The organism is Bifidobacterium sp. LH_558, assembly GCF_056356295.1.
On record NZ_JBKETZ010000001.1, the window covers coordinates 209,238 to 230,244 of the forward strand.

At 64.4% G+C, this 21,007-nt stretch carries 18 protein-coding genes and 1 tRNA gene; 7 read left to right on the forward strand and 12 right to left on the reverse strand.

Features of this window, described 5'->3' with window-relative positions; translation table 11 throughout:
* Positions 1-1,029, forward strand: coding sequence for a sensor histidine kinase (locus tag AC1AV0_RS00985; RefSeq protein ID WP_476570911.1), 1,029 nt, complete (start codon positions 1-3; stop codon positions 1,027-1,029).
* Here the strand turns inward: AC1AV0_RS00985 and AC1AV0_RS00990 are convergent.
* Complete coding sequence (locus AC1AV0_RS00990) at positions 1,019-1,750, reverse strand: ComF family protein (RefSeq protein ID WP_476570633.1); 732 nt, start codon at positions 1,748-1,750, stop codon at positions 1,019-1,021. The genes AC1AV0_RS00985 and AC1AV0_RS00990 overlap by 11 nt on opposite strands.
* The gene (locus tag AC1AV0_RS00995; protein ID WP_476570914.1) at positions 1,743-2,540 is read right to left on the reverse strand and encodes an HAD-IIB family hydrolase; all 798 of its coding nucleotides are present in this window, start codon (positions 2,538-2,540) and stop codon (positions 1,743-1,745) included. The genes AC1AV0_RS00990 and AC1AV0_RS00995 overlap by 8 nt, the downstream gene beginning before the upstream one ends.
* Positions 2,541-2,630: 90 nt before the next feature.
* Between AC1AV0_RS00995 and AC1AV0_RS01000 the strand changes: the two genes are divergently transcribed.
* Positions 2,631-3,059: a metallopeptidase family protein gene (locus AC1AV0_RS01000; RefSeq protein ID WP_072724146.1), complete on the forward strand. Its 429-nt coding sequence runs from the start codon at positions 2,631-2,633 to the stop codon at positions 3,057-3,059.
* A gap of 60 nt (positions 3,060-3,119) precedes the next feature.
* Here AC1AV0_RS01000 and AC1AV0_RS01005 read toward each other — a convergent pair whose 3' ends face one another.
* From AC1AV0_RS01005 to AC1AV0_RS01015, 3 genes are read right to left on the reverse strand one after another with little or no spacing between them, the layout of a single operon-like run.
* A complete protein-coding gene (locus AC1AV0_RS01005) occupies positions 3,120-4,652 on the reverse strand; it encodes a DUF5719 family protein (RefSeq protein WP_476570634.1) in 1,533 nt (510 codons plus the stop codon).
* A complete protein-coding gene (locus tag AC1AV0_RS01010) occupies positions 4,649-7,735 on the reverse strand; it encodes a glycosyltransferase family 2 protein (RefSeq protein ID WP_476570635.1) in 3,087 nt (1,028 codons plus the stop codon). The genes AC1AV0_RS01005 and AC1AV0_RS01010 overlap by 4 nt, the downstream gene beginning before the upstream one ends.
* Before the next feature lie 30 nt (positions 7,736-7,765).
* Complete coding sequence (locus tag AC1AV0_RS01015) at positions 7,766-8,065, reverse strand: WhiB family transcriptional regulator (protein ID WP_476570636.1); 300 nt, start codon at positions 8,063-8,065, stop codon at positions 7,766-7,768.
* A 254-nt stretch (positions 8,066-8,319) separates the two neighbouring features.
* On the opposite strand from AC1AV0_RS01015, the gene AC1AV0_RS01020 reads away from it, so the two are divergent.
* From AC1AV0_RS01020 to AC1AV0_RS01035, 4 genes are all read left to right on the forward strand, one after another.
* Complete coding sequence (locus AC1AV0_RS01020) at positions 8,320-9,756, forward strand: LCP family protein (protein WP_476570637.1); 1,437 nt, start codon at positions 8,320-8,322, stop codon at positions 9,754-9,756.
* Positions 9,757-9,824: 68 nt separating this feature from the next.
* Positions 9,825-11,258, forward strand: coding sequence for an LCP family protein (locus AC1AV0_RS01025; RefSeq protein ID WP_476570638.1), 1,434 nt, complete (start codon positions 9,825-9,827; stop codon positions 11,256-11,258).
* 392 nt (positions 11,259-11,650) lie between these two features.
* A complete protein-coding gene (locus AC1AV0_RS01030; RefSeq protein WP_476570639.1) occupies positions 11,651-13,456 on the forward strand; it encodes an FtsK/SpoIIIE domain-containing protein in 1,806 nt (601 codons plus the stop codon).
* A gap of 109 nt (positions 13,457-13,565) precedes the next feature.
* Positions 13,566-13,844: a WhiB family transcriptional regulator gene (locus AC1AV0_RS01035; RefSeq protein WP_003835265.1), complete on the forward strand. Its 279-nt coding sequence runs from the start codon at positions 13,566-13,568 to the stop codon at positions 13,842-13,844.
* A gap of 124 nt (positions 13,845-13,968) precedes the next feature.
* Here AC1AV0_RS01035 and AC1AV0_RS01040 read toward each other — a convergent pair whose 3' ends face one another.
* Entirely contained in the window at positions 13,969-15,459 is a 1,491-nt protein-coding gene (locus AC1AV0_RS01040) for a sensor histidine kinase (RefSeq protein WP_476570640.1), read from the reverse strand.
* Between the two features lie 183 nt (positions 15,460-15,642).
* Here AC1AV0_RS01040 and trhA point away from each other — a divergent pair, with 183 nt between their 5' ends.
* Positions 15,643-16,530 (forward strand): PAQR family membrane homeostasis protein TrhA, encoded by an 888-nt coding sequence (gene trhA / locus AC1AV0_RS01045; RefSeq protein ID WP_476570641.1) that lies wholly within the window; start codon positions 15,643-15,645, stop codon positions 16,528-16,530.
* A 74-nt stretch (positions 16,531-16,604) separates the two neighbouring features.
* On the opposite strand, the gene AC1AV0_RS01050 is transcribed toward trhA, so the two are convergent.
* From AC1AV0_RS01050 to AC1AV0_RS01075, 6 genes are all read right to left on the reverse strand, one after another.
* Positions 16,605-17,084 (reverse strand): GreA/GreB family elongation factor, encoded by a 480-nt coding sequence (locus tag AC1AV0_RS01050; protein ID WP_476570642.1) that lies wholly within the window; start codon positions 17,082-17,084, stop codon positions 16,605-16,607.
* Between the two features lie 24 nt (positions 17,085-17,108).
* Complete coding sequence (locus AC1AV0_RS01055; RefSeq protein ID WP_072724002.1) at positions 17,109-17,519, reverse strand: FKBP-type peptidyl-prolyl cis-trans isomerase; 411 nt, start codon at positions 17,517-17,519, stop codon at positions 17,109-17,111.
* Positions 17,520-17,615: 96 nt separating this feature from the next.
* Positions 17,616-19,073 (reverse strand): L-serine ammonia-lyase, encoded by a 1,458-nt coding sequence (locus tag AC1AV0_RS01060; RefSeq protein ID WP_476570643.1) that lies wholly within the window; start codon positions 19,071-19,073, stop codon positions 17,616-17,618.
* Positions 19,074-19,108: 35 nt separating this feature from the next.
* The gene (locus tag AC1AV0_RS01065; protein ID WP_476570644.1) at positions 19,109-19,675 is read right to left on the reverse strand and encodes a cadmium transporter; all 567 of its coding nucleotides are present in this window, start codon (positions 19,673-19,675) and stop codon (positions 19,109-19,111) included.
* A gap of 148 nt (positions 19,676-19,823) precedes the next feature.
* Positions 19,824-19,904 (reverse strand) — tRNA-Leu (locus AC1AV0_RS01070).
* Positions 19,905-19,935: 31 nt separating this feature from the next.
* Complete coding sequence (locus tag AC1AV0_RS01075; RefSeq protein WP_476570645.1) at positions 19,936-20,934, reverse strand: Ppx/GppA phosphatase family protein; 999 nt, start codon at positions 20,932-20,934, stop codon at positions 19,936-19,938.
* Between the last annotated feature and the right edge of the window lie 73 nt (positions 20,935-21,007).

Consider the following 21,007-nt stretch of genomic DNA (forward strand, 5'->3'; position numbering starts at 1 on the left):
ATGAAACCCGTGCGCCCGCTCGGGCTGTTCTCCTCGCTTAAGCTCGAGCTCGCCACCATCATCGTCACCGCCACGGCCATCGCCTTCGCGATGTGCTGGTTCCTGCTGAAATTCGGTTGGAGCGGCTGGATCGCCATGCCGTTGACGCTGGTGGTCGCATTGTCGTTCACCTACTACTTCTCGCGCGGTCTCACCGCTCCCCTGCGCCAGATGCGCGACGCCGCCGAGGCCATGGCCGAAGGCGACTATTCCGTGCGCGTCGACCTCGATTCGACACGGCATGACGAGGTCGGTCAGTTGGCCCGCTCCTTCAACGAGATGGCCGAGGAACTGGAGCACGCCGACCAGATGCGCCGCGATATGGTGGCCAATGTGAGCCACGAGCTGCGAACCCCCGTCTCGGCGCTGCAAGCGATGGTCGAGAACATGGCAGACGGCGTGGTGGAGCCGACGCCCGCCAATATGGAGAGCATTCTCAACCAGACCCGCCGACTGTCCGATCTCATCGCCTTCCTGCTTGATCTGAGCCGTATGGAGGCGGGCGCGGCCAGTCTGAACATCGAACGTTTCAATGTGGGCGAGTTCCTCGATGAGACGGTGGAACCGCTGGAGATCGCCGACGCCGGGCACGCCCATGACATTCGTATGCATGTGGACGGCGACATCATGATGGAGGGCGATCAGGACCGCCTGCGCCAGCTGTTCACCAATATCATCGCCAACGCGCTCAAACACTCCGCGGACGGCACCGCTGTGCTCGTCGAGGCCCGCGAGGACGAGACGCACGGCACCGTGGTGGTGAACGTCGTCAATTTCGGCTCGCAGATCCCCGTCTCCGACCGTTCGGATATCTTCCGCCGTTTCGTCAAAGGCAAAACCGGTCCCGGCACCGAATCGGGAGGCACCGGACTGGGCCTGTCCATCGCCCGTTGGGCCGCCCAATTGCACGGCGGCACCGTCAGGGTGGTCGATGACGCGCGCGGCGCCGATTTCGAGGTCATCCTGCCGAAATACCACATCAGCGAGTAGCCGAGGCCGGCGTCTGCGCCAATGCCAGCAGGGTCGACACCCGCGCGCCGGCGCCGCTCGCCACGGCCGCGCATTGGCGCATGGTGGCGCCGGTGGTGATGATGTCGTCCACCAACACCACCACACGCCCACTTATCTCGTAATTCTCGTCAAGCACGATATGTCCTCCGATACGCCGCCCTCGATCGGCGGCATTGCCCTGTTCCACACTCCGCCCGCCTGTCGCGGTGCTGCGCAGCGCCGGCACCACCACCGCCTCGATGCCTCGCTCGTTCATGCGGGCGGCCACAGCTTTGGCCAACGGCAGTGTATGCCAACGGCCACGCCGGCGCATCGAACGGACGGATGACGGCAACGGCACCACCCACACCGGCTTATCCGCCGCCGGCAAACTCCGGCACCAGTCCATCAGACCGCTGCGTTGCGCCAAATCGGCCAGCAGCGTGCCGAACACGCCGTCGAGCTCCTCATCGCCGTGGTCTTTCCATCCAAGAATCGCATGGCGCGCCGTGCCTTGGTACGCCGCGCACGCCATGGCACCGCCCATCGCGCAACCCGGCAGCTCACGCGGCTCGCATCCTTGGAACGCCGCACGGCAGTCATCGCATAGCACGTGGTCGGGGCGGTCGCATCCGGCGCATCCGCGCGGCAGCAGCAGATCGCGCACCGCGGCCATCAACCGCCGAGCCGCCTCCCCCAGGCCCTCCATCAGATCAGCCACCGAGCCGACTGATCAACTCGTCGCACAACAGCAGCGTATCCTCCGGATCGCTCACACGCAGCGCCATCGCCCCGGCCACGGCCGTCGGATAATCGTTACCGCCCGGATCCATACGGTCGCCGATGAACGCGATCTGCCCGGGCTCAATGCCGAGCCGGCCGGCCAGTGAGGTGATCGCATAGGATTTGTCCGTGCCGGGCTCGCTCACGTCCACGCTGGTCATGCCGCCCGTGCGCACGAGCATATGGGGCAGATCCGTCTGCACGGCCTGCGCCAGGCGGCGTTTGCGCGTGTCGTCGGGGTCCCAGCCGCGTTTGGCTTCCACCGGCGCCCACTGTCCCAACGCGGAGAACGTGATCTGGCTGCCGCGATCCTCGATGCGCTCTCCCCACACCCGACTTTCCCACGCCCCCTGCTCGCGGGCGCGGCGCTCCAGACTGGCGATGATGGCGGAGCGGTCCTCCTCGCTTAGGTCATGGTCGTACACCAGCGTCCATTCCGCGCCGTTCCAACGGTAGTAGCGCGTGCCGCTGGTGGGCATCACATGCAGATCCTTCTTTTCGGCGGTCTCATCCAAGGCGTCCAGCACCTGATGACAGACCACGCCATAGCTGCCGCCGGAAATCAATGCGATGGGGGTCAGATGCGTAAGCGTCGCGAAACGCCGCGCCATCGCCTCAGTCATCGGCTGTTTGGATTTGGCAAGGGTGTTGTCCAAGTCGAATCCGAACACCTTCGCACGGGCGCAGACGGCATCCAGATCGCACTCTCTCCACGATGAGACAACCACCACCATACGTCTCTCCTCCTGAGTCGTCATGCAACGGCCAATAGACAGTATCGTAACGCAATGCCGCCGCCTTGTCCTATGGTGGAAGGCATGTTTGAACCGCCTTGGAACGCACGTGTGTATCGCAACCGCCATGGACGGGGCACCCGCACCCCGATGTTCGGCACCCGTCTGCCGCGCTACCGCACCAGATCGGGCATGTTCGACGATATGGTGGCGGCGCAGATCCGCCGTTTGAACGGCGCGTGGCCGCAGCTGGTGCGCCCTGTGCAGTTCGCCGTGGAGGATGTGCCGCCGTCCGATCCCGCGCCCTGGGAGATCGAACCCCGCCCCACCTCGCAGTGTTTCGCCGCCTCGCACGGCATTCCCGCGCGCATCGTGCTCTACCGTCTGCCCTTGCAGACGCATGCGCTTTCTCGTATGGAATTGCAGTGGGCGATCCGCGACGAGCTGGTGGGCCGTTTGGCGCAACTGTATGGCCGTCGCCCCGAGGAAATCGATCCCGACTGGGGAATGTGAGCCGTGCCAGCGTATCCGTCGGATATTCGACGGATACGCTAATGGATATGAGATTGTCCGCTAGTGGACGATTCCGCTCTGGGAGCGGGCCCACACCTGCGTTTGCTGGGGCATCAGCGAAGTGGCCTCCAGCGTGGCCAATCCGGCCATATCCGCATCGTCCACGGCGGTATTCGACAGGAGCACGCCCCAACCGACCTCATGAGATTCGTCGTCCAACACCAGCACGGCCGCCGTCTCGTCATCATCGGTCAGATCGTCGGCGGTGAGCGACACCGCGGCGTTCGCTCCCACTTCGATGTCGCGGTCGCCCAAACGCGCGCCCGAGGCATCGTAGACATGCAGCGTCACCGTATGCGCGTCATCGTCGGCGTTCGCCAACGTCACACGCGCGCTCATACCGTCGGGCAGCGCCACGGCGGAGCTTTCCACGGGATGGGCGGCGTTGGTCAACGCGAAATCAGCCTGGTTGCCTGCGCCCGAACGCACGGTGGAGACGGCGAAATTCACTTCCGCTTCGGCTTCGGCCACCAATGCCAACGTATCTTGGGGAGCTTCGCCCAAATCGACGACCGCGACGCGCTGCGACTCAAGCGTCACCTCTTCGGCACGCTCCAAGCCCTGTTCGCTCACCCATGACAGCGTCACGGTGGTGTCTTCGGAGGAGAACAGGTAAGCGGTGGTCTCATCCCCTTGGGTGATCGAGGGCACCACCGAAGCGGCGCTCGGCTCGCCCAACGGCATCGCGAAATCGGAGCCTTTGGAGTCCAGACCGTCCATCGACACCGTGCGCACCACCGCCGCCACCGGCGTCTGCGCGCTGGAGACGGTCACATACAGGCCGTCCTGCCCGCTTGCGGCGGCGGCGAGATCCATGGCGCTTTCACTGGACGCCGGCACGGCCAAGGTGGATGAGGTGGCCAAGGTCAGTGTGCCGCTGGCATCGCTCCCCCACACCTGGATATCCACGGTGGTCGCCTTCGACGAGGGGTTGGCGACGATAAGCTGCTGGGTGGTGCCGGTAGCGGTGCCCGTCAGCAGGAAGGAGTGACTGAGGTCGGTCGCAACGCAGCTGGCGGCGGAGACGCCCTTCAGGTCGCCTTCGGTGGCTTGGGACGCCAGCGCGCCGGCCACACCCACACCTTGGGCGGATTCCAGCAGACGCGTGTCCATCAGTCGGCTCGCCGCGTTCTGCGCGAGTTCCTCGCCATCCACCAGAACCGTATCGGCGTCGGACAGCTCGGTGCTCTCCAGCGACAGCGAATCTCCATCATCGCCATCGGCGCCGAACGGCATGATCACGGAACGGTACACCGAACCGAACGCCGCATATCGGGCGTTGGAGGACTGGTTGCCCACGGAGGCCTGATAGGCGCTGTCGCCGTAGGATTCCGTATCCGAAAGATTCATCGGGGACGGGCAGTACGAGGAGATCTGCGTGGGACTGGCGGTGTGCGACACGGCGGTGCCGCTCTCCGAACTCGTGTCGTCCACCCATGAGGAAGGCCCCGGCAGGAACACCAACACCGCGGCGATGGCGAGGATCACCAGCATAGTCAGCAGACCGAAACCGATACGTGCCGCTTTTCTCATGCTTCCTCCTCCAGACGGACGCGACGGCTGCGGGGCAGGGCCACCAGACAGTACAGCGCGCTCACCAAACCTAGGCAGATCAGCCATGCGAGCCGCCACGGACTTGATTGGGTGCGCGCCTGCCAGGATGTGTCGATGTTCTGCGCAGCGCTGTCGTTCAACGTCAGACGGTAATACGTGCCGGTTTCGGAACTCACCAGAGACTGGGTGCCTTCGGACGCGGTCAGATGCGAAACGAGCTGGTCGTAGGCGTCACGGTCCTCGCTATCCGAAGCCACGACGAAAATGCCGCCGATGCCCAATGCGCTGATCTGCTCGATGGCGTCGGAATCGACGTCGGCCAACAGGCTGGCGCTCGCCTGCGCCAGCGTTTGGCTGGCCGGGTCGCTCGCGCCGGAGATCTCGCGCACCCGCTGCGCGGGGGAACTGTCGATCAGGTCGCCGCGGCCCGTGCGCATCACCGTATAGTCGACGGCGTTCGTCTCTTGGACGCGTAACGCCAGCACACGATGGTCGGAGCCGCTGTCCAGATAATCCACCGCGACCATAGGCAGCGATGTGGTGGAGAAACCAACGGTGGAGGAGCCGAGATGCCCGACGGCGAACGCGCACTGCGCGGCCACGCATGCGGCCAACACCACCGACAGCACGGCGCGGCCCACACGAATGGCCACCGCGTGCGATGAGCCGGAGATCTCGACCTGCGACGAACGCGCGTGCAGGGCGAAGAAGCGCTTCACCGCGCCGCCCGCAACCAGGCACACGCAGGAGAACAATCCCAGAGCGGCCAACGCCATCCCCGGCAAGGCGGAACCGGCCACGGAACCATCCGCATCGACCTGAATGGTCACGCGCGTCGATACCAGACACAACGCCGAGCCGGCCACGGCCACCACCCACATCAGACGCGAGGCGCGCAACGCGAACGGCAGCATCAACGAGGCGACCGCCAGCAGACCGACCACCACGGTCACCGCGGTGAACATCACGTCAAGCGGCGCGAGCGAGGCGATATTCCATCCCAGGGCGCGCTGCACGACATCGGCCAACGACGACGCGGCGGGCGAGCCGTTGACCGCCACGGACGGCTCCATGATGTCGCCGAATATCTGACGCCATGCGCCCTCGTCGGCGTAGCGGATCGCGTTAAGCAGCGTCGGCGCCACCGCGAAGGCCGCGGGGATGGGAATCAGCAGCAGACGCACGCGACGGGCGGGCACGAACATAAGGAACACCAGGAAGGAGATGATCAACGGCAGCAGCAGCTGCGGCTCGGCGGCCACCACCGGCATGAAGCACAGCGCCGATATCGCCGCCGCCTGCACGGAGGGGCGAGGTTTGACCATATCCTCGGTGTGATACATGCCGACCGCGCGGAACACGAAGGCGAACGCGGCGGGCAGGAACACCATCACGGTCAGCATGGCGAGATTGGCCTCGGCGTAGAGCCCCATGCTCAATCCCAACGAGAACCACATCAGTCCGCCGAGCACGCGCACCACATCCGAACGGGTGAACACGCCGGCCAGCGCCCAGAACGACAGCACGCTCAATGGGGCGGCGAAGAAGAAGATCATCGTCAAGGCGACGTTCACATGCCCCAAAGTGAATATGGAGGCGACCATCAGCACCAGCAGCCACGGCGTGGGCGGCGTGGGAATGCCCGCGCCCGCGCCGAATACCCATGGCGTGGTCGCCGCGGACACCAACTGGCCGAACGTGGCGTCGGTGGAGAGCAGCGATGACGAATACAGCGAGCCATCGGAGAAAGCCGCGCGCAGCACATCCCAGTGCATCACGGCCACGGCCAACAGGCACAGCACCGCCATCGACAACGCCAACGACCATCGTCTGATGGCGCGCGCACGCAGATGGGCCTTGGCCAACGGGCTGAGCAGCACGACATGGCTCTGGTCCTCGAACGCCTGCCTGCGGTCGTGCCACAGTTTACGCTGCTCCTTGTCGACGGTGAGCATGCGCAGATTCGACATCGTCACCTTGGCCTGCCTGGCCACCGTGCGCCGGGCGCGACGCGCCGACAGAACCGACGTCAACGCCAGCCACGGCAGACACAGCTCGCACCAGGCCTCCCAAGGTTTCTTGCCGAACAGGCAGGCCACCGCCATGCCCAGTCCGCGCAAAACGCTCCACAGCCACATCCAGATCCAGTGCGCCTTGGGAACATCCGTATACCGGTAGCGCTGGGCGGCGCGCCTCACCGACAGCGCGGCGTTCGTGCGATGGTCGGAATCCAGCGGCTCGCCGTCGCGGGAGCGCAGACCCTCGTAACGCGCGCGGGCGTGCGCGATGCGCGCCTGCGGCACCACCACCACACGTCCGCCGCTCAGGCACACCCGACGGCAGAAATCACGCGACTCGCCGAAGGTGGTGAACCATGGGTTGACGCCTTCCACGGCGCGATACTGCTCCATCGACACCAGCGCGCCGGCGAGCGAGACGGCGAACACATCCTGACGGCCGTCGTACTGCTCCTGGTCGGGCTCGCCTTCGACCACCAGACTCTCCACGCCATGGTGTGAGGCGTAGAAGCCCACGTCATGCAGACGTTCGGCATCCCAGTCGAGCTGCTTGGCGCCCAGCACGCTGGCGCCCGGCGCGTTGTGCCAGGCCTCCAGCAGATTCTCCAGGCACCGGTCATCGGCCGGTCGCGAATCGTCGTGCAGCAGCCACAGCGCTTTGATCGAGGATTCCAGACGCGCGTGGGGCAGTGCTTTGGCGACGGCGTCCGAGAAGGAGCGGGCGCCTTTGGCCCGCACGATGCGAATCGTCACATGTTTGCTTTCCGGAATCTCCAGCACGGGACCCGAGGGCGAGTGGATGACCTCGAAACTCGCCTGCACCGGCTGCGAGGTCGCGCCGGACACGTCCGCGACGACGATCACCCCGGGCAGTATGGTCTGGGTCAGCAACGCGCAAAGTGTGGAGGTGAGGAACCGCGTATCCTCCTCCACGGTGACGATGGCCGCCACCGACGCGTCGACGTCCTGACGATGCGTGTACGGACGGCTGGCCATGGCGTCGGCCAGAGCCTGTTGGATATCGCTGTTGCCTGTCGGATTCATAACCCTTAAGTGTACGCACTCGTGCGAACGCTACGCCCGCTCCTTGCGTTCTCGCTTGTAACGGCGGCGTTCGCGCTCGCTCATGCCACCCCAGATGCCGAAGCGTTCGTCATGGTCGATGGCCCACTGCAGGCACTGCTCACGCACCTCGCATTTGGCGCACACACGCTTCGCGTCGCGCGTCGACCCCCCTTTTTCAGGAAAGAACGCCTCCGGATCGGTCTGCGAGCACAAGGCTTTGTGCTGCCAAAACACATCCCCCTCAGGTGCGAACAACCCCCACAGGTCGCTCAACGGCTCGTCGCCCGGCTCCTCGATCACACCCCACATGCGATCCTCCTTGCCATGAGCGTGTTTTTCATCGCTTAAATTACACACATGCAACTTCGCATTTGTCAAATATCTCCCTGTGTCGATGCACCCCTTTCGAGGATACTGTGGTATATGAGCCACGCGAATGTTTCGCGAATATCTACGCCGTTTCCAGCATTCTTGGCGCTGTTTTCATGTAGATGCCTTACAATTCAATGGTTTACAGGGCACCGGCCCGACCAGTGAGCATCCCCTATAAGGAGGGCAACAGCGTGACACCGTACAGCAACGACGACGCCGAGATTCCCAACCTGAACCATCTGGACGCCACCCGTCCTCGGCACAGCACGGGATACCGGGTCAGCCATCGCGTGCGCACGGCCATCGCCTGCGCCATCATCGCGGTGCTCTGCTGCGCGGGAACCGCCACTGCGGCGACGCTGCTCGATCTCGACGGCACGATTCAGAACCGGGCCGTCGATATGCTGGCCCAGGACGGCGACAGCGCCGCCTCGCAGATCATCGACCCCAACGCCGGACAAAGCATCGAATTCGTGGTTCTGGGTCAGGACACGCGCGAAGGCGACGGCAACGCGGCCATCGGCGGCTCCGATGAGGACACCGCGAATCTGCACAACGCCGACACCACGATGGTGGTGCAGGTGGCCGCCGACCGCTCGTGGATCAATCTGGTCTCCATCCCCCGCGATTCCATCGTGGACGTGCCCAGCTGCGAAACCTCCAACGGCACCATCCCCGCGCAGTACGACGTGATGTTCAACTCGATCTTCCCCAACGCCTATTCCGTCGGCGGAGACCTCGCCTCGGCCGCCAGCTGCACGGTGAGCGCGATCAATTCGCTGACCGGTCTGGACATCCAGAACTTCATCGTCGTGGACTTCCAAGGCCTGAGCTCCATGATCGACTCGCTCGGCGGCGTGGACATCTGCATCCCCGTGGACACCGAGGACTCGTACACCGGCCTGTCGCTGACGCGCGGCCTGCACCATCTCGACGGCACCACGGCCACCCAGTACGCGCGCATGCGCCACGGCACCGGCACCGACGGCACCGACATCATGCGCACCACAAGGCAGCAGTACCTCATCAAACAGCTGCTGAGCGAGGCCATGTCCAAGAATCTGTTCACCCAGACCAGCCAGCTCTACCAGCTGGCGAAGTCCGCGCTGCAGTCGCTGAACATCAGCCGCGGCCTGGCCAACACCACCACGCTCGCCGGCTTGGCCATGAGCCTGGCCGATTTCGACATGACCCATCTGTACGCCCAAACCGTGCCGGTCCAGGAATGGGCCCTGGACGCCAACCGCCGCGTGTGGACCGCCGACGCGGAGACGCTGTGGGCGAAGATGCGCGAAGGCAAGCCGATCACCGTCTCGGACGACACCACCGACTCGTCCACCACCGATGACACGACGGGCGACTCGTCCGACGGCACCGACACCTCCGACGGAACGGACGGCACGGACGGCACCGGCGATACCAGCGACGGCACCGATGACACCACCCAGCAGGTCGATCCGAACACCGGCCTGATCACTTTGGAGGACGGCACGCTGGTCGATCCGGACACCGGCGGCATCGTCAATCCGGAGAACGGGTCCATCACCGACCCGACCACCGGCGAATACATTGGCATCGCCGACCGCTACCTGAACGTGACCGTATGTGCCGTTACTGCGCAGGAATAACCGAGCGCGGCCGATGCGCGGGCTCGGCCGTGTAAAAGTGGGGCAGACACCGGACATATGGAGGCATGATGACACAGGACGCAGGCGGCGCCGACCCGCGGAACATTCCGCCGAGCTTCGTCCCCTCGGCGTCCCGACGCCAGCGTCCCACCTCCGGCACCGCTGGCACGGCCGGCCATAGCGGAACATCCGCCTCTGGGCAGACTCCGGTTCCCCCCAGCTTCACGCCGCGCGCCGCACGCGCCGCTGAAACACCCCAAAGCATTCCGCCGGCCGCCTCACGGTCGCGCAGGTCCACCGCCGCGCCCCGCACCTCGCGGGCCGCGGCCTCATCGGGCACCCCATCGTCCGCGCAACGCCCCGCCAGCGCGGCGGTACCGGAATCGATCGCTCCGCGCGCGGCACGTACTTCACGCGCCTCGTCGGCGCACGTCTCGTCGCCCCTCGTCTCGTCGGCCTCTGCGCAGTCCGTGTCGAGGCCGATGCCCTCCGCGACCGGCACCCCATCTTCGGCGGCCGGAGCGAACGTCGCGTCCATACCCCGCCGACGCGGCCCCAAAGCGCTGCTTATCGTCGCCACCGTATTGCTGCTGCTGATCGCCGCCATGGCGCTTTCGGTGTTCGGCGCGTGGAATTGGGTCGACGGTCGGCTGAACAAAGCCTCCTGGCTCACCGACACCGCCGACACGCCCGCCTCGACCTGGCTGATCCTCGGCTCCGACGAACGCGACGGCACCACCGCCGACGAATCGGATGTGCAAGGCTCTCGCACGGACACGATTCTTGTGCTCACCAAGCCGAAAAACGGCGCCAGTTCGCTGATCTCCATCCCACGTGACTCACTGGTCGTCGTGGAGGACACCTATATGAAAATCAACGCCGTCGCTGAGTTCTTCGGCTCTCAGGCGCTGGTGAGCGAAATCGAACAGATCACCGGGCAGAAAATCGACCATGTGGCACAGATTCAGTTCGGCGGACTCACCCAGGTGGTGGACGCGCTGGGAGGCGTCGAACTGTGTTATGACGAGGATGTCAGCGACCCGTATTCCGGACTGGAATGGCAGGCCGGATGCCATACCGCGGACGGCGTCACCGCATTGGCGTTCTCCCGCATGCGATACGCGGACGCCACCGGCGACTTCGGCCGCAACGCCCGCCAGCGCCAAGTCATCTCGGCCATCGTCTCCAAAGCCTCCAGCAGTCAGACTTTGACGAATCTCGGCACGGTGATGTCCGTGGCTCAGGCCGGTTTGGATTCGATCACCGTGGACGAGGACACCAACCCCTACAGCATGCTGATGATGGCCTTGGCGTTCAAAAACGCCACCGGCGACGAGGGCGTGTCCGGCAGTGTGTATTGGACGAATCCCGACTACTACGTCGACGGGGTCGGATCCTCGGTGCTGCTCGACGACTCCAGAAACCTTGAGTTGTTCTCCGAACTCGCCGACGGCACGCATGCCGCGGGAACCGTGGGCACGTTGGCGGAAAGCCAGGGCTGAGTCTCCCATCACGTCGTATGCGGTCCTATACGGCCGCCCACGAATCTTCGGACCTTCAACTTCGGACCTTCAGATCGTCAGACCACCGGATCTTCTGACCACAAGGCCTTCAATGCGAACCTCCAGGACACCGTATGTGAGCCGCCCGCTCCTTATATGGTGGATAACCGCGAGGCTGGAACCACATCACCCTGTTCCGCTTGCGCTCCCGCTCCCCCATCGTTCACGCTGGAAAGATGTCCGGAACACATCGATCCCACGCCCGGCATGGCGCACGACGACCGGGCACCCAGCCGCAGGGTGCCCGATCACATGGTGTCCAGTCACATGGTGTCCGGCGTATCGTCCAGCATCGTCGGCTGCTGACTTTCGTGGCGTTGGGCGCGCCCCTGTTGGCGCAAACCGTTATGATCGCGGCCTCGCTCGCGCAGCGGCAATGGCTGCTCGCCGCCATGGTGATGCCCGGCATCGTCGCCTGCGCGGCCTCTGCGCTGTATACGTGGGCTTCCGCCGGAGACGGCATGCAGACCGATCCTTCCGCGCCCCAAACCGGGACCGACGCACGACAATCTGCGCGCGCAGGCCCCACGCACGACGGTGTTCCGCATGGGGACGGCACCGATGAAGACAATGCCGTCATGCGCGCGCTCAGCGCTGCCTCGACGGAACAGCTGCTGGGATGGGGGCGCCTTCCTTGGCGCGATGTTGTTCGCGCATGGCTGAATCCGCCTACCATGCGCATATGCGTCGGTGTCGGCGTGAATGGGGTCTTCCGCATCGACCTGCGCACGCAGGGTCCGCACGCGTTGGTGGCGGGCACCACCGGTTCAGGCAAATCCGTGCTGCTGCAAAGCTGGTGTCTGGCGCTGGCCGCGGCCAACGATCCGCTTCGTCTCAACTTCGTGCTGTTGGATTTCAAAGGCGGTTCGGCCTTCCGACCCCTTGAGGGGATGCCCCACACCGTGGGCAGCGTATGCGATCTCGACCTCAAGCATGCCGTGCGCGCGCTCGAGGCGTTGGAATCGGAACTTCGACGGCGCGAACGGCTGGCCGCCGACCATCATGTCGCCGATCTCGCCGCGATGGCGAATCCGCCGCCCCGGCTGGTGATCGTTGTCGATGAGTTCCACGCCCTCAAAGACCAGCTGCCCGACTATGTGGGGCGTCTGGTGCGCGTCGCCTCGCTGGGACGATCCTTGGGCATGCATCTTATCGCCTGTACGCAGAATCCTCTGGGCCAGATCAGCGCCGATATGAAGGCGAACATCTCACTGAATCTGTGCCTTCGCGTGCGAGACGAGATGCAGTCACGCGAACTGCTCGACGATTCCCGCGCGGCGCGCATCCCACACTCACTGCCCGGCGCCGCCTACTGCAACGACGCGGATGAGGTGACGGCGCTGCGTTGCGCCGCGCCCTACGACATCGAACGCTGTTGTGAGGCGATTCGTCTGGCAGCCCGTATGGTGGGAGTCCCTCCCCCACCGCCGCTGTTCACCGCGCCGTTGCCCGCGCGTCTGCGTGATTCACAACTCGCCGCCGACCATACGATTGATATGGACGGAACCATTATGGTGCCGTTCGGCCTGTCCGACGACGGCGTACGACTGCATCCCGCGCTCCTGCGCATCGGCCGCGGCAATATCGGCGTTATCGGGCTCGACGGGCGGGGCAAAAGCACTCTGCTGCGGGTGTTGGAACGCCGTCTCGTCGCCTCAAGGTGTTGCGCGATGCGGGTCGTCGGTCTCTCGCCGCCTGCCGGCGATGATGACGCACCAGCCCGTTCCTTGGGTGGGAGCGATTTTCTGCCATCACCCTTGTCATCACCCCTGACACCTCCCATGCCGCCTCCCATGTCGACTCCTACGCGGCATCCGGTATGGCTGGTCGACGACGCGGACCGGTTGCTCGACCCGTTCTCGACAGATCCACTGACGGGAGCCTTCCATACGGCGTTGGCCGATCCGAGCGTGACGGTCATCTTCGCCGTCCGCTCGTCCCGGCATGTGCATGTGCCGGAGCATTGCGACACCCGGATCGTATTCCCCTGCGGGGAACGCACGGCCGATCTGGTCAGTGGGATTCCGGCCTCGCTGCTGGCCTCTTTCGACGTGAACGACATCGCCACACCCGGCCGTGCGGTGCTGGTTTCGGGAGGCTCGGCGGCTGTCGTGCAGTGCGCGTTTGTGAACCTTTGAGAAAAACATCGCTTCTTTTCTCGCGAAACCTCTTGAAAAACCGTCCGGTTCATGATTACCTAATACAGGACAAAACGAGAGTATGCGAACAGCGTCGAGAGGAAACGATATGAGCAGTGCATTTGACTGGCGAGCGAAGGCCGCATGCCGCGATAAGGATCCGGAGCTGTTCTTCCCCGTGGGCAACACGGGTGCCGCCTACCAGCAGATCGAAGAGGCCAAGGCCGTGTGCCGCACCTGCAAGGTGATCGACGCCTGCCTCAAGTGCGCGCTTGACACCAATCAGGATTACGGCGTGTGGGGCGGTCTGAGCGAGGACGAGCGTCGCGCCTTAAAGCGCCGCGCCATGCGCGCCCGCCGCTCACAGGCCATGCAGATGCAGATCTGAGCGCATCCGTCCGTCTTTCGAAAAACGAAACGTTACAGCGTAAACCCCTTCCGCCTATGAATGGCAGAAGGGGTTTTCGCTATCTATGCCGTTGAGCTGTGCCGTTGAATGCGGCGGTGCGCCGTCAGGCGTGGGGCTTCGCCGCACGCAGCTTCATATCGAGCACCACGCGCGTGCCTCCCTCGCGGCGGGGCTCCCAATGCACGGTGCCGCCGAAGTCGTTGGTCACGAAGGTGTTGATGATCTGCGTGCCCAAGCCGGATCCGGAGGAACGCGCCATGCCGTCGTGCTCCTCGGAGTCGAGGCCGGTGCCGTCGTCTTCGACCACCACATTGAGGTTGCTGCCCGAACGGCCGACCGACACCGTGATGGTGCCTTCCTTGCGCCCGGCGAAACCATGCTCCATGGAGTTGGTGATGAGCTCGGTGAGCACCAGCGACAGCGGAGTGGCGTCCTGGGCGGGCATCATGCCGAACTTGCCCATGAAGTTCACACTGATGTGCTGGTCGCGCATGGTGGCCAGCCCGACCGCCATATTGAGCAGGTTGGCGATCACCTTGTCGAAGTCGACCACTTCGTCGGCGGTCTGGCTCAGTCCCTCATGCACCATCGCGATGGTCTGCACGCGCCGCTGGGCCTCCTGCAGTTCCTTCTTGACCTCTTCGCTTTTGGTTTTGCGCGCCTGCAGACGCAGCAGGGCGGAGACGGATTGCAGGTTGTTCTTGACGCGGTGGTGGATTTCGGAGATCGTCGCGTCCTTGGTCTGCAGTTCCTGCTCGCGGCGGCGCAGCTCGGTCACGTCGCGGCACAGCACGATGCCGCCGGTGCGTCCGTTCACGTCGTACAGCGGCAGCGAACGCATCGAGACGGTGGAGCGGTTGGCGTTGAGTTCGGCGTCGACCGCGGCCTTGCCCGAGAGCAGCAGCGGCAGGGACTCGGGAACGGGATCGTTTTCATGCAGCAGCTGCGCGCCGAGTTCGCTCAGATAGTGGCCCGGCATGGTGGTGAGCAGGCCCAGTCGACGGAAACAGCTGATGGCGTTCGGAGCTGCGTAGCGCACGATGCCGTCCACGGAGAGGATGATGAAGCCGTCCGCCACACGCGCGTTGTGACGCTGGCTCATCACCGCGTCGGAGAAGGGGAACTGGCCGCGGGGAATCATCTCATACAGACGCTTGCCGGCGATGATGCTCTCCGACTCGTAACGGCCGTTCGATTCGCGCGTGGCCATATTCGTCTCGCGCACCACCAGACCCAGCGTTTTGCCGTTGTGCCGCACCGGAGCGTATACGTTGCACACCGTGGATTTGCCGACGGTGTGCAGCACGGTGGAGCGGAACACCACGCTGGAACGCATGGCCGCATCCAACTCCCCGGTCATGTCGTCGGGCATGATGTTGCCGACGACGTCTTCCGTACGCAGCGTCATCACCGTGGAGGGACGGCACTGTTCGGCCACCACGTACCTGCCATCGCCGTCCTGCACCAGCAGCAACAGATCTGCGAAACTCAAGTCGGCGACCACCTGCCAGTCGGCCACGAGCTGGTGGAGCCACTCGCGGTCCTCGTCTTCAAAATCGGGGCGGGTCGCCAGAATATGTGTGAAATCTGCCATGCGACCATCATACGCACGACCGGGCGCGCATATGCGTTTTTTCGCGCCGCGCCTCAGAGTATGGGCACGGGGCTGCGGCGAATATTCGCATACCGGGGTAGCATGTGAGAGACAAGTATGTTACGGTAGCGTAAGTTACGGTAACGTAAGGCTTATAAACGTCAACAACCTGAAGGCGGCGATATGACACAGCGCGACGAAATCGAAATAGCGGCCAAGCAGCAGGCGGTATTCGACACGCGTGACAGCGCCGTGCAGGCCAAAGCCGACGCCGTACGCGCCAAGGCGGCCTACAAAGCCGAAGCGATCCGCCTTAAGGCCGAGGAGCGCGCCAAACTGACCCTGGCCAAGGGCGAGGCCCGTGCCGCGCGCATCGAAGGCATCGAGGGCATCGACCCGCCCCGCAAAATCCGACTCGACGTGCACGGGCGGCCGAAACCGGCCATGCGCGGCTGGATTCACGCCGTCGCGGCCCCGCTGGCTCTGGCCGCGGGCATCGTGCTCATCTGCCTGGCGCAGGGTGCCGGACTCAAATGGGCGTGCGCGGTGTTCATGACCAGCTCGCTGGTGTTGTTCGCCAATTCCGCCGCCTACCATCTGGGCGATTGGAGCCCCAAAGTCACCGACGTGCTGCGCAGAATCGACCATGTGAACATCTTCCTGCTCATCGCCGGCACGTACACGCCGGTGTCGTTCGCGCTCGAACCGTTCTGGCGCAACTTCATCATCGCCTCGATGTGGGTGTGCACCGCGATCGCCATCGGCATCCATGTGGTCTGGATCAACGCGCCGCGCTGGCTCTACACCGTGGTGTACATCGTCTTCGGCGTCTACGGCGTGGGATTCATGGGACTGTTCTGGGCCTCCCCCGCCGCCGGCCCCGCTGTGGTGATTCTGCTCGCCTCCGGCGGCGCCTGCTATATCGCCGGCGCCATCGTCTACGCTCTGCGCAAGCCGGACCCGTTCCCGCGCATCTTCGGATTCCACGAGATCTTCCACTGCGGAACCGTCGCCGGATACGCCTGCCACATGGTCGCCATCTACATGGTCATCGTGGCGCTGTGGATGTAGAGCACAGCCACATTACAATTGTGCGGCGTCGGTTTCACCGAACGCCGCACAATTGTTTTTGCCCAACAGCACCACTACTGCAGAGGCTGGGAATCCTTGATGGTCACGGAGATCTCGCGGCCGTTGGGAGCCTGGTAGCTCACCGTGTCGCCGACCTTCGCGCCGTCGATGGCCTGTCCAATCGGGGACTCGGGGCTGATTACGTCGTAGTCGGTGGCCACGGTCAGGTCACGCGAACCCAGCACGTAGGTCATCTCACGACCGGCGAGGTCGATCGTCACCACGGAGCCGTTGCCCACGGTGCCGGCGGGCGGCGCCACCAGAATCTTCGAGTCGCGCAGCTTGACGGTCAGCTCGATGATGCGGCCTTCGTTCTTGCTCTGCTCCTCGCGAGCGGCATGATAGCCACCGTTTTCGGACAGATCGCCCTCGGCGCGCGCGGCGGCGATACGCTCGGTGATCTCGTCGCGGTATTCGCCCTCACGCCAGGTGAGCTCTTCCTTCATTTTGTCGTATGCGTCCTGCGTAAGCAGGTAGACCTTATCCTCGGCCATATGCAACCCTCCTTAGGCTTGGATTCAGCGGGTGGAGATGATGTCGATGACGAACACCAGCGTATCGCCGCCGCCGATGCCGGCCTGCGGCACTCCACGCGAGCCGTAGCCGTACTCCGGCGGAATCGACACCACCAAACGGGAACCGACGTTGTGGCCGGGCACGGTCTGGTCCCAACCCTTGATGACCTGCCCCACGCCGATGCCGAAGCTGGCCGGCTGGTGGCGGTCGAAGCTGGAGTCGAAGGGGTCGGTTTTGCCCCACACCACACCGTGGTAATTCACGGTAACGGTGTCGCCGCGGCGCACCATCGGGCCGTCGCCTTCCTCCAGCTCCACGACCTTGAGGCCCTTGGGGGCTTCGGCGGTCGGAAACTCAATCACCGGGGCGGTGCCGAATTCGGCGTTCACCACGGGCATGGTCGTATCTGCCATATCAATACCTCCTTGAAAACACAATGCCAACCAGATTAGCACCACATGCCGCCGAGGCCAACGGTTCAGCCGATAGGGATGGTCGGAAAGGGGCCGCTAGCATTCGACGACGTTGACGGCGAGGCCGCCTTTGGAGGTCTCCTTGTATTTCGCCATCATGTCTTCGCCGGTCTGTTTCATGGTGCGGATCGCCTGATCGAGGGTGACGATGTGGCTGCCGTCGCCGAGCATGGCCATGCGTACGGCGTTGATCGCCGTGTTCGCGGCCATCGCGTTGCGTTCGATGCAAGGGATCTGCACCAGCCCGCCCACCGGATCGCAGGTCAGGCCCAGATTGTGTTCGATGCCGATTTCGGCCGCGTTCTCCACCTGGGCGGGGTCGCCGCCCATCACCGCGGCCAAGCCGGCGGCCGCCATCGAACAGGCGACCCCCACCTCGCCTTGGCATCCGACCTCGGCACCGGAGATGGAGGCGTTGCGTTTGAACAGGTAGCCGATCGCGCCGGCGGTGAGCAGAAAGTCGGCCACGCCCTGTTCGCTGGCGCTGTCGACGAAATGCCAGTAGTAGTGCAGCACCGCGGGGATGATGCCCGCAGCGCCGTTGGTCGGGGCGGTGACCACGCGCCCTCCCCCGGCGTTCTCTTCGGAGACGGCGAGGGCGAACAGGTTCACCCATGCCGCGTCGGAGGATTCCAGCACGGCGTCGACGCGGCGGCGGTTGCGCGCGAGCACGTCGGCGTTCGAGGACAGGCGTGAGTACATGTTCGGCGCTCGGCGGGGCACGTCGAGCCCGCCCGGCAGCAGGAGTTTGTCGGAGACGCAGCCATGGTGCACGCAGTCGCGCATCACCTGCCAGATACGTTCGATGCGTTCGCGCACCTCACGCTCGGGGCGCTGCGCGGTTTCGTTGGCCCATACGAGCTCGGCGATGCTGACATGATGCCGCTGGCAAAGCGCCACCAGTTCGTCGCAGGACGAGAAGGGATAGGGCACGCCGTCCATATCGTTCTCATGGACGTTCGCATCGTCGGCCAGCACGTCATCGTGCGAAGGCCGGTCGTGGATGCCGATCAGCGGGTCGTCGGCGCGTCCGAGGCGCACGAACCCGCCGCCGACGGAATACCACACCTGTTCCGCCAACGGAGCCATCGCCTCGTCGTAGGCGACGAAACGCATGCCGTTGGGGTGGGCGGCCAAACGCTTCCACTGTTCGAACACCATATCCGCGTCGTAGTCGAAGGCGACGCGTCGGCAGCCCGCGAGGTTCAACGTATGGTCGAGGGCAGCGGTCTCTCGAATGCGCAGCATGTATTCCGTGTCGACGAGGTCGGGAAGATTGCCTTCAAGTCCGGCCATGACGGCGCGGTCGGTGCCGTGCCCGATGCCGGTCAACGACAATGAGCCATACAGGGTGACCCGCACGCGTTCCACACGCTCCAACAGTCCGCCTGCCGCAAGGGCATCGGCGAACTCGTGGGCGGCGCGCATCGGCCCTACGGTATGCGAGGAGCTGGGTCCCACTCCGATGGTGAACATGTCGAGCACACTGAACACGGCTTCCTCGCTTTCATGCCATGCAGCGTACGGAATCAGTACAGCTGCCTGAACATGATTACCATAACAGCCAGTCCCGCCACGGCCAGCACCGCTTCGGCCACGATAAGGGCGATAGCCGGCGCGCGTCGGACGGCGAGCTTCTCCCCCAGCATTCGCGCCAGGAAGAAGGCCACCGCGCCCAGCGCGCCGCTATTCACTGTGACGGCGATGATCTGCCCGTTGCTCAGCAGGGGTTGCGCGAGGGGTTCGAGCACGGAGTTAAGCGATGCGGAGACGACGAATAATCCCCACACGCCGTAGCCGATCAGCCCAACCACCGCATAGGCGAAGGGCTGGAGGTTGGCGCGCATGCGGTTGGTGAAGGATTCCGCGCACCACAGCAGCGCGAATCCGATGATGTAGGAGAACGCGACCGCGATAAGGCAAGCCATCAGCGCCCAAGGCACCAGCGCCACGGATTGCGCCAGCAGATTGAAGTACAGCGGCGAGCAGGCGATCTCGCCCACGCACAGCGCGGCGGCGACGATCGCCGCCTGGGCCAGCATCGTCGGTATCGCGCCTTGTGCGGGTTTCTCCGTATCCATCCAGTTCGAAGGCATAACGCTCCATTCATCGTGCTCATTCAACTGCGTGGAACATTAGCGGCGGTTTGCAACGACCATGTTTCCGCCAGATGGCGCGACGGTATCCGCCCGATCGCCCGATATGCGAATGGCACCGCCCACCCGACGATGCCATTGCTTCATGTGCCCCCGGCGGGACTCGAACCCGCAAGCCAAAGGCGATGGATTTTAAGTCCACTGCGTCTACCGATTTCGCCACAGGGGCGTGGCGTCGACATGAAGCCGACTTGGATATTCTAGCGCGTTTTGAGCAGACGACGCCCATAATCGAGCACAATGCCGTCAAGCAGGCCGTGCTCGCTGGCGATGAACGAATCGATCGGCGTGCCGTGGTCTTCGGCGGCGGCCTGTCCAATGCGTGCCAGCACGCGGTTCCACACCAGTGCGCCGCCGCCCACCACGTCGACACGGCCGGGGTGGATGGTTTTGTACCGGCTGCGTTCCTCGCGGGTCATGGCGAGGAATTTATCGTCCACGGCGAAGGCATCATCGAAGCCGATGCGCTGACCGTCGACGACGGAATGGTCGTATTCGGTCAATCCCATAGCCAATGCGGTCATGGTGGTGACCGTGCCGGAAACGCCGATGATGGTGCGCGCCTTGCCGGCGGGCACCGTACGGAACGCCTCGTCGATATGCTCGTCGATATCGACGATGGCCGACGCGATCTGTTCGGCGGTGGGCGGATCGGTTTTCAGATGGCGTTCGGTCATGCGCACGGAGCCGATATCCATCGAGAACGCCGCCTGCACCTGCGTGTTGGGCGTGTCCACACCGTCGCCGCCGAGCACCAGTTCCGTGGATCCGCCACCCAAATCGACCACCACATAGGGCGCTTCGAAGGCGCTGCGGTCGATCACGCTGGTGGCGCCGAGGAAGCTCAGATCGGCCTCCTCCGTGCCGGGGATGACCTCCGGCCGCACGCCGAGAATCGACTCCATGGTGGATTCGAATTCCTCGCGGTTCTCGGCATCTCGTGTGGCCGACGTGGCCACGAAGCGCAGTCCGTCGATCTCGTATTGGGCGAGGATGTCCGCGAACTCGCGTGCCGCCGCATAGGCGCGTTCCAGCGCCTCATCCGCGAAACGGTGGGTTTTGTCGACGTCTTGGCCAAGGCGAATCACCCGCAGGACGCGCGGCACCACTTCCTGCATGCCCCGCTCGTCGACACGGGCGACCTTCAATCGAATGGAATTCGTACCGCAGTCGATGCCTGCCACCAACACCGAGTCCATACCCGCCTTCTTTCCTTGTCTTGTGCGTTACTCTCTGCTGTTCCACGTATGTTCGCCGTATGACGCGCGCGAC